Source organism: Corallococcus sp. AB018 (genome assembly GCF_003986945.1).
GTDB classification, from domain to species: Bacteria; Myxococcota; Myxococcia; order Myxococcales; family Myxococcaceae; genus Corallococcus; species Corallococcus exiguus.
The window spans coordinates 1-1,562 of the sequence record NZ_RAWR01000438.1; the positions used below are offsets into that span (position 1 = coordinate 1).

Here is a 1,562-nt window from a genome sequence, read left to right on the forward strand (position 1 = left end):
GTGGACATGCGCGCCGCAGTATAGACGTGTGTGGGACGGGGAGGGTCCGGTGGGCCTCCTCCTCCCATGCAGGGCGGGCGGGGAGGCTTTCTACGGGAGTGTGAAGAGGCTCTGGTACTGGGCCCACGTGGTCCGGTCTCCCGGCAGCCGGCCCTGCCAGTAGCGCACCATCAGGAAGAGCTCGTACGCGACGAGCAACGCCAGCACCGCCCCCACGGCCTTGCGGACCGCGGGGCGCTCCAGGTGCGCGAGGAAGCCCGCGAGGCCCAGCGCGAAGAACGCGCTGCCCTCGGTGAAGGCGCGGTGGCCGAAGCTCAGGCCATAGGGCCAGTGCCACCAGGCGGCCGTGAGGTAGAGCTGGAAGAGGGAGAAGAGCAGCACCGGCATCAGGTAGTCGCGCAGGTGCTCCCGGTCCCGCACGAAGCCCCCCCCCGCGAAGAGCCACACCGGCGTCCAGAAGAAGAGCCCCTTGCGGAGGCTGAACAGGACGGCGAGGAGCTGGGGTCGGGTGAACTCGAAGCCCTGGCCCCGGTAGGAGTACATCACCCAGCGGCCGGTGGCGTAGTGCCAGTAGAAGAACAGGATGCTCAGCACCGCACCCATCGCGAGCAGCGCCAGCGCGATGCCGCCCTTGTGCTTCCAGAAGAACGCCAGCCGCTCCCGTTGCGTCAGGCCGTCATAGACGCCGTACAGCGGCACCAGGACGAGCGCCAGCCCGTTGGGGGGACGCACCAGCACGATGTAGCCCGCCACCGCGCCCAGCAGCAGCGACGTGCGCACCGTGGGCGACCGGTACCACGCGGGCACCAGGAGGAGCAGCGCGGCGTAGAGGGCGAAGGAGTAGACGTGGCTGAAGATGGCGTCCGCGGTGCCGTAGTGGAACAGGTTGGTGCCGAAGGTGACGACGGTCAGGGTCGCCAGCACCACTCCGGCGGGGAAGAGTGCTTCCAGGGCCCTGCGCAGCAGCGTCAGCCCGATGAGCAGCGCGCACAGTCCGCTGAACGCCGCCGCGAAATGGTAGGGCAGCGAGAAGCCGTCCTGACGGAACCCCAGGAGCGGCGCGCTGAAGTGCGCGCCCAGGAATGCGGGCAGCATCAGCAGGGCCTGACCCGGAGGGAAGCGGTTCAGGTAGCGGCCGGTGGTCTCATCCCGCGTGAGCCCCATGTTGTAGTCCAGGTCCGCGCCCCACTCGGCGGCCTCGGTGCGGAAGGACAGGTCGTGCTGGACGAAGGCGGCCGTGAGGTAGAGGTGGTAGCCGTAACCGTCTGACCGGATGAACGGAAGGTCCGGGTGCATCCGGTAGTAGGTGACCAGCGACAACAGCCCGAGGATCCCCACCACCGGAACAAAGAGCCTCAGCGCACGGTGGACCCACGTCCGCGCGGGCGGGGCGGACGTGGCCAGGGACGGGGTGGCGGAGGTCATGGCGCGAACTCTAAGCCATCCCGACTAATTCCGTTCAGGGGTGTTGGCCCAGATGGGGAGCCTGCCGCGCCTGCGGACGCGGCGCAGCAGGAGAACGGCCTCATCATAGAAGGCGTCACGGTCCGCCGTCAGCATGC

Annotated in this window: 1 protein-coding gene; it reads right to left on the reverse strand. The window is 68.8% G+C overall.

Annotated features, from left to right (window positions below; genetic code table 11):
• Positions 1–90: 90 nt before the first annotated feature.
• Entirely contained in the window at positions 91–1,425 is a 1,335-nt protein-coding gene (locus D7Y11_RS42560) for a hypothetical protein (protein ID WP_126936513.1), read from the reverse strand.
• Positions 1,426–1,562 lie beyond the last annotated feature (137 nt).

Excerpts from the sequence above, each read along its gene's own strand:
- D7Y11_RS42560 (WP_126936513.1), bottom strand. The coding sequence starts at position 1,425 with ATGACCTCCGCCACCCCGTCCCTGGCCACGTCCGCCCCGCCCGCGCGG.